Origin of the sequence: Methanospirillum sp., from assembly GCF_028679455.1 — an archaeon.
In the GTDB taxonomy this organism is placed as follows: domain Archaea; phylum Halobacteriota; class Methanomicrobia; order Methanomicrobiales; family Methanospirillaceae; genus Methanospirillum.
On record NZ_JAJRBM010000145.1, the window covers coordinates 1 to 7585 of the forward strand.

At 45.5% G+C, this 7585-nt stretch carries 9 protein-coding genes; 6 read left to right on the forward strand and 3 right to left on the reverse strand.

Annotated elements, in window-relative coordinates:
* On the forward strand, positions 1-690 hold a 690-nt coding region (locus LUQ50_RS04915), incomplete at its 5' end, for a diadenylate cyclase (protein ID WP_300037052.1).
* A gap of 234 nt (positions 691-924) precedes the next feature.
* On the opposite strand, the gene LUQ50_RS04920 is transcribed toward LUQ50_RS04915, so the two are convergent.
* The gene (locus LUQ50_RS04920) at positions 925-1485 is read right to left on the reverse strand and encodes a LemA family protein (RefSeq protein WP_300037055.1); all 561 of its coding nucleotides are present in this window, start codon (positions 1483-1485) and stop codon (positions 925-927) included.
* A 164-nt stretch (positions 1486-1649) separates the two neighbouring features.
* Between LUQ50_RS04920 and LUQ50_RS04925 the strand changes: the two genes are divergently transcribed.
* Positions 1650-2081, forward strand: a complete 432-nt coding sequence (locus tag LUQ50_RS04925; RefSeq protein ID WP_300037058.1) for a nuclear transport factor 2 family protein — start codon at positions 1650-1652, stop codon at positions 2079-2081.
* A 276-nt stretch (positions 2082-2357) separates the two neighbouring features.
* Positions 2358-2810, forward strand: coding sequence for a hypothetical protein (locus LUQ50_RS04930; RefSeq protein WP_300037061.1), 453 nt, complete (start codon positions 2358-2360; stop codon positions 2808-2810).
* Between the two features lie 35 nt (positions 2811-2845).
* On the opposite strand, the gene LUQ50_RS04935 is transcribed toward LUQ50_RS04930, so the two are convergent.
* Positions 2846-3154: a carboxymuconolactone decarboxylase family protein gene (locus tag LUQ50_RS04935; protein WP_300037064.1), complete on the reverse strand. Its 309-nt coding sequence runs from the start codon at positions 3152-3154 to the stop codon at positions 2846-2848.
* Positions 3155-3162: 8 nt separating this feature from the next.
* Positions 3163-3732 carry a DUF6125 family protein gene (locus tag LUQ50_RS04940; RefSeq protein ID WP_300037067.1) on the reverse strand — a complete coding sequence of 190 codons (570 nt, stop codon included), beginning with the start codon at positions 3730-3732 and terminating at the stop codon, positions 3163-3165.
* A 402-nt stretch (positions 3733-4134) separates the two neighbouring features.
* Between LUQ50_RS04940 and LUQ50_RS04945 the strand changes: the two genes are divergently transcribed.
* The 3 genes from LUQ50_RS04945 to LUQ50_RS04955 form a co-directional block, all read left to right on the forward strand.
* Entirely contained in the window at positions 4135-5934 is a 1800-nt protein-coding gene (locus tag LUQ50_RS04945; protein ID WP_300037070.1) for a PAS domain S-box protein, read from the forward strand.
* A 14-nt stretch (positions 5935-5948) separates the two neighbouring features.
* Positions 5949-6929: an HNH endonuclease gene (locus LUQ50_RS04950; RefSeq protein ID WP_300037073.1), complete on the forward strand. Its 981-nt coding sequence runs from the start codon at positions 5949-5951 to the stop codon at positions 6927-6929.
* Positions 6930-7004: 75 nt separating this feature from the next.
* A partial coding sequence (locus LUQ50_RS04955; protein WP_300037076.1) for a carbon starvation CstA family protein occupies positions 7005-7585 on the forward strand: 581 nt, incomplete at its 3' end.

Here is a 7585-nt window from a genome sequence, read left to right on the forward strand (position 1 = left end):
ACCTCACAACACCATCCTCCTCCCGGCCTCCCCCCCTTTGGTGGTACCCCCATCATCTGGATTGGGCTCGGGGTGGTGATTGCCGGAGCACTCGCTGGTGGATTTATCCTCTATCACCGGAGGAAATTTATGAATGCAGTTGAAAGTGGCGCAATTATGGTCTCCACCCGCCCGATTCAGACAAACCAGGGAGCCTTCCCGAATCTTGATGAGATAGCTGGTGTGGTGGCACCTTACTACTCTGGAGATCTGGAAATCTTCAAGGCATTGATGAGGATCGCTATCGAGATAGCCCGTGAAGGCAGAGAGGGAAAACCTATCGGAACAGCCTTTATTTTAGGAGACTGTGATGCAGTCCTTGAGCGATCCCGACAACTCATTCTGAATCCAGTTGCCGGGCATTCTGAAGACGAACGGTTGGTTACCAGTTCAGATATGCGGGAGAACATCAAGGAACTATCACTGGTTGATGGTGCATTTGTCATCAGGGAAAACGGGATTGTTGAGGCCGCAGGCAGGTATATCTCAATCGACACCAGCGGAGTCAGATTGCCAAAAGGATTTGGAACACGGCATGTGTCCGTTGCTGCAATCACTCAAGAGACAGATGCTATCGGTATTGTGGTGTCTGAGAGTGGTGGACTGGTCAGAGTCTTTGCGCAGGGAAATGTCATCGTTGAGACGATGTAACTCTTTTTCCCCCGGATCCACTCTGATCGGTGCTTTCCTGGTTTCACGGTAGTCGAGAAGATCTCTCGTACAATTTGGCATTCCACTTTGGTAAAGATCGGAACTAGGCAGGAATAAATCCGGAAGATACTATAATCCTGGTGTTTATTATGACATCAGTGAAGCAGAACTTTTCTCTTTTCGATATTACTATTCACAACGATCTGAAGTTCAAAAAAGAGTTGATATTTTTCGTTAAAATGAAATATCTGGTCTCTTTTCGATATCTTCACCAGCGAACTCCAGGTACTGAAGTTTCATGAGTCCTGAAAATCTTCCAATAAAATTTGATGGGATGGTATCCATCATGGTGTTAAATTGTTCAGCAACATTGTTTGCAGTATACCGCTGCCGGGCAATTTCATCTTCTACCTGTTTTACTGAGTCCATCAGACTGGCCACCGTTTGAGATGTCTTCAGATCTGGATAATTTTCCATAACAGCAAAGAGCCGCCCCAGCATAGATCTTGACTCTGCCTCAATTCCTGCAAGATCTCCGGCACCTGCCGATCCCACCGATGAACGCATCGCAGTGACACGTTCTAAGGTATCTTTCTCAAATGCGGCGTATGATTTCACGGCTCCAAGGAGTTGTTCGATCATATCAAGCCGTTTTTTCAGGGCTACTTTTATCTGGCCCAAAGTCGCCTCATGAGTGTTTTTGAGGCTGAAGAATCTGTTATAAATTGATACGGCCCAAACAATCAGGCCAATTATTACCAGTATTACAATGCCGGCTATGATGTAGAGAATCATACTGATCAGCCTTATTTGTTTTCATGGGTAATACTCTTCCCGGTTATCTGATTTGATTCACGGGTTTTTAGAGATTTGAGCCGGAGTGAAGGCAAGCTAATGATTTTCCTGTTTTCATTACGAAGTTCAGTAAGTATTTTTTGCTTATACATTCATCAACAGGTATGGCTGTTTTCTCTCTTCCTCAATCGGTATCTGAAGCAGTTGAGCAACTGGCTACATATTATTCACATAAGGATATTGAAGGCCTGATTGCTATCACATCCCCTCAGTTTACCGGGTTCGGATCAGGTCCCGATGAAATTGTTCATTCGATTGAAGAGTTCCGGACCTCTCTCATCCGTGATTTTTCCCAATGTGATCAGGTCAGAATGGAGTTTGATGACATTCATATCAGGGAGGATATCAGAGCAGCATGGATAATTGCAGCCTGCACGATAACTGCACAAACCAGTACCGATACTGTTGCATTGAAGGGAAGGATGAGTGCGGTTTTCAGGCGTGCTTCTTCAGGATGGCAGATCGCTCTTACCCATTTTTCAATGCCCTACTCAGACCAGGAATCAGGACAGTCATATCCCAAAAAGATCTCTTAATTTTAGATCAGCATAGTAGTGTTGCATGTATCTGCCAGACTCATGTGAGACCTTGGTTATTGCACCTGGTCATCCAAGTATCGATATTACTTGCGTGAATGATCCGGTGTCAGGATGGTCTGGATAATTATGAGCATAAACCTTTATATTCTGCTCGCACAGGTAATCCAGCGAAGAGAGATCGTATGATCTCCCTGATTAGAGCAGGTCTCTAATGATTAGGGAGTTCATCCCTCTCTTGTATATGTATCATGAGTTCATTCATGGGAGTTGAATATGAATAGCAAGAAATTATTTGTCGGAAATCTTACCTACTCGGTTCGCGAAGGACAATTGAAGACATTATTTTCCCGATTTGGTGAGGTTATCAGTGTCAAAGTCCTTGAAAAGAAAGGGTACGGGTTTGTTGAGATGGGAACTCCTGAACAGGCACAGTCTGCCCGTGAAGCATTGAGTGAGACCGAATTTGAAGGACGTAATCTGCTGATCGATGGTGTCAGGCCTCCACTCAAGTCAAAGAAGAGTAACCAGAGACCAGGATATGGAGGATCAAAAGAGGGTTCACGATCACGACCTGGTGACCGGCCTGCAAAACCCGGGTTTGGGTACAGAGGGAAGAAGCCTAATCCGTCTCATGGATCCGGGAGACCTGGTCAGCGATCACCGTCATCGCAACGGTCTTCAATGCCTCCCCGTCGGAATGCTGGGAGTCGGCCCCGCAGATCCTGAACATATTTAAGACTGATTTTGTGAATCAATTAGTTCTATTGGGTATCAAATTGCCTGATTGCTTCAGGAAGGCAGGTGACCACCCCTCTAATTCCTGATACTGTCAGGGTCATGAGTATAGCATCCATTACTTCTTCTCTGGTTGCCCCCATCTGTCTCGCCATCGGGATATGTGCCCTTAACGCTGCCTCATCACCTGCTGATGCTTTCATGGCGATATAGATCAGTTGCTTGGTCTTTCCGTCAAGGCCTTTGGATCCGGCAACGGCTTTGATCAGATTGTTAAATGCTGCAGCAACATCGGGTGCTTCCTGTTGAAACAATTCCATCGGGTTTTTATTCATATGGTATCTCATGTAATAGCGTTTGGATTCTTTATCTGTTCATGGATATGCACGGGATCAATGCTGAACCGCCAGACACACCTGAACTCTCCTGTCTGTTCATCTGGTGGGCAGGAGATACATATGGTTCTGATATCCGGATCGATGGTTTGAGCAAATCGTGGGTAATCTACCATGCCGATCTGTTTGCATGGAAAGAATGCAAGTCCTTTCCGTTCGCGTGCATCCTGGGTTCGACAGGTGATCATGCGGAGTTCCAGGGTGCAGGGATAAGGCCGGTGAATCTCATACCTGTCAAGGAATGAAAAAAGCCTGACCCGGAGAGCATGTTCTAATGCTTCCAGTCCTCCATGCTCAGGAAGTCCAAGCCGAATTTTTATTCTCTTGGCTTCGATAACTGAAAACTGTTTCCATACCTCGATATCGCATGCAATAGCTGCCTCAAGCCCGTAAGTCTGTTCAACGGCAAGAAACCAGAGCCCATCTATGGCAAGCCAGTTTTTTGCTGCATCAGTAATTTCTGCATGCCATCTGTTGTCCCTGATGTCGTTTGGTTCACCTGATGCATCAGGAATCATATTCTTCTCCTTCAATAGAACCAGATCGATTTAAGGTCAGATCTTATACTCATACCGATTAATACTGTTGATCTATATTATTTCAGAATACTACTCTATCATTATCTATAATCGTAATGTATGTCAATGTCTCCAGTTCTGCCACCAGAAAATGGTAAGCCCTCAAATTATTTTATGTGCTAACTAAATATGATCAGTTTGATACTTTTGTGTTCATCAACTGCTCATCTCATGATCTGGAGCATTCATGGCACAATTAATGAATAAAGAAGAATAATTCGATTGAACAGCATTGTTCTCTCATATAACTATGATGAGCCATAATTTACCAATCCGTCCTCCTCCTCATTACACAGAAAACGCGTAACTCTTAATAATCTCCGGTTAAATTAGTACCAATCAATGTTTTCAGTCCTGTATGTTGATGATGAACCAGGACTCCTCGATATCGGAAAAATCTTTCTGGAACGTACTGGTAATCTGGTCGTAGATACTGCAAATTCAGCCACAGAAGCATTGGCACTTCTGAATAATTCTTCATATGATTGTGTAATCTCTGATTACCAGATGCCTGAAATGGACGGGCTGGCATTTCTAAAATTTGTCCGTGGTACCTGGAATACACTTCCGTTCATACTCTTTACTGGTAAAGGCAGGGAGGATGTGGTTATAGAGGCACTGAATTCTGGTGCTGATTTTTATCTTCAGAAAGGGGGAGAGCCAAAGTCACAGTTTGCTGAGCTGGAACATAAAGTCAGACTGGCAGTTGAACGGAGGCGGCTTGCTGAACAACTCAAATGTTCTGAGCGTCGACTTTCTGATATCATTGATTTTCTTCCTGATCCTACCTTTGCCATTGATCTCAATGGGAATGTAATCGCATGGAACCGGGCAATTGAAGAGATGACGGGAGTGGGTAAGGATAAGGTCGTTGGATGCGGTGATCAGTGTTATGCAGTTCATATTTTTGGCGAAAACGGCCTGCTTCTTATTGACTTGATTCTGCATGATAATCCTGAGCATGCTTCCATATACCAGCATCTTTCCCGTCAGGGGGACAAAATCATTGGAGAACGGTTTGTTTCAACCCTCTTTGGAGGAAAAGGTGCCTATGTATGGGTGGTAGCCTCACCGCTCTATGACTCGGACGGGTCAGTGGTGGGGGCAATCGAGTCTATACGTGATATTACCCACAGGAAAAAGGCTGAAGATGAGATTCGGGCAGCATATGAACAACTTGCTGCAGCAGAAGAGGAACTTCGTCAGCAATATCAGGATCTTGCCAGAAGTGAAGAGACGATCAAAGACAATGAACGTCGCCTCGTTGATATTATCAATTTTCTTCCTGATGCCACCTTCGCCATTGATCTGGAGGGAACCGTTATCGCCTGGAATAATGCCATAGAAGAGTTGTCAGGCATTTCACGATATGAGATACTCGGTACTGGTGACTATTCATATGCGCAACTGATATGGGGAGAGAGAAAACCGATACTCATCGATGCAGTTCTGCATGATGATCCCGCAATTGCCGATCATTATCATGATCTGATCAAAAAGGATGGAAAATATTATGCAGAAGCCTTTGTCCCTGGTTTTTATGGAGGAAAAGGTGCTTATATCTGGTTTACCGCAACGCTGCTCTACAACTCATATGGGGAGAAGATTGGGGCGATAGAGTCAATCCGTGATGTGACTGATCACAAGAGGGAGCAGGATGAACTCAAAGCGGCGTATGAACAACTTGCCGCTACTGAAGAAGAACTACGAAAACAATACCGTGATCTTGCCTGGGGAGAGGAACGAATCCGGAAAGACGAACGGTTTATCAGGGATATATTTTCCAGCATCCAGGATGGTATAACGGTTCTGGATTCTGATCTTGGAATTCTCAAGGTCAATGAAGCGATGGATGAATTGTCACATGGTAGCCAATCCATTCTCGGCAGGAAGTGCTATGAGGTCTATCACCATACGAATTGTCCCTGCGATGACTGTCCTGCGTTAGAAACCCTCAAAACCGGACTTCCATCACATAAACTAATCATAGGTAAGGGAGAAGGTTCACACTCGGGCCGGCTTGATGTTTACACCTATCCGCTGTATGATTCTGAAGCGGGAAAGGTGACTGGTGTGATCGAATATGTAAGAGGGATTACGGATCGACTGAACTCTTGTCCGATTAGATCCGAAAAACCCTGAAACATGCTACTATTATGGCTCATTTATCCTGGAGAAAGCATCAGGAATCCTTTCATATCCTTGTAGATGAACTCACATCCGGTGTAGAATCTGATGCCAGATTACTCTCACGGGTTCAGGAGATCTGCAAGGATGATCAGGCACGGGATCAAACTATACTCGGGGTAGCTTCACCGCATCTCGCATTTTTGGAATACCTTTTTTACTGCGCTGAAGGGCCTTATAATCCATTGTTTCAGAAATATGCCCCAATTATTAGAATATTATTCCAGGCATCAATACCGCTCACAGCACTTCTCAACCTGAATGCTGCCGATGCTATCGGAAACATGATCCTGAATAAACGGGGAAGGCTGAAATTTGCGATTGCTGACAACCTTGAGCTGGTGTTGCTCCTTGAATGGTGGCCCCGATTTGGGTTGCAACCAGTAAATGAACGGGAGATCTTTGATGCAGTCTGTAAGAAATCTACTATCAGCTACCGGATATCATCGCAAGATCCCTGTCTCCTCCTCCGATTATCAGAAGTCTTTCCATCGTATCCGGATGAGTTCCTCCATCCCGGCACAACCCGTGAAGACCTGATAGCATCCTGCTCGGCATCAACTCCACCCCCATCATATCGCAGATTTCGCCGGCTCTACCATCGTCTGCTTGATGAAGGTTTTGATATTCGTGAAATTATCAGGATAGAGGAAAACCGGGTGCTTCCCATGCAGATGAGGAGGAATACTTTCCTCTCCTATCTGGTAAAACAACTCCACGGAGAAACCTGCCAGATCTGTGCATCGGGGAGCCCTGTAACCGATCCGTTGATCACCGTACATCACATCGTTCCCCTCGTTGAAGGTGGGTTGGATACCGCACGGAATATGCTGGTGGTGTGCAACACCCATCATCAGGCCATCCATGCGGGTGAGATACAGGTCCGGATATCTGATACCATTGAAGTATTATCACAATCAGATAGGTTCCTGATTGAACCAAATCCCTGACTAGTATTCCTCGGAATGGAACCTGATGATTATGTTTTATCGTTCTCTGGTTCCTAGTTAATATCCTGGTGTGTCGTGAACGCTGTCATCATAGTCATCATCTCAATATGCATCCTTGCCCTTGGGTACCGATATTACGGGCTCTTTATTGCAACAAGAGTTCTAGATCTGGATGCCAGGCGTAAAACACCGGCAGAAGCTGAAAATGATGGGCAGGATTATTATCCTACTAATAAATATATTTTGTTTGGTCACCACTTTGCAGCGATAGCCGGGGCTGGTCCGCTGGTCGGGCCGGTTCTTGCTGCCCAGTTCGGGTACCTTCCTGGCATGCTCTGGATTCTTATCGGAGCAGTACTGGGAGGGGCGGTGCATGATATGGTTGTGCTGTTTGCCTCGGTCAGATTTCATGGTAGGAGTCTTTCCCTGATTGCTGAAGAACTGCTTGGGAAGCGGGCCGGAATTCTTGCATCGCTGGCAATTCTCTTTATCCTGATGCTTACCCTGGCAGGACTTTCCCTTGCGGTGGTCAAGGCTCTTTTCATGAGCCCGGTGAATACGTTCACTGTTCTCTCAACCATCCCGATAGCCCTCTTTATGGGCTATTATATGACTCGGATTCGTCCGTTTGATTATCTGGGTGGCACCATCATAGG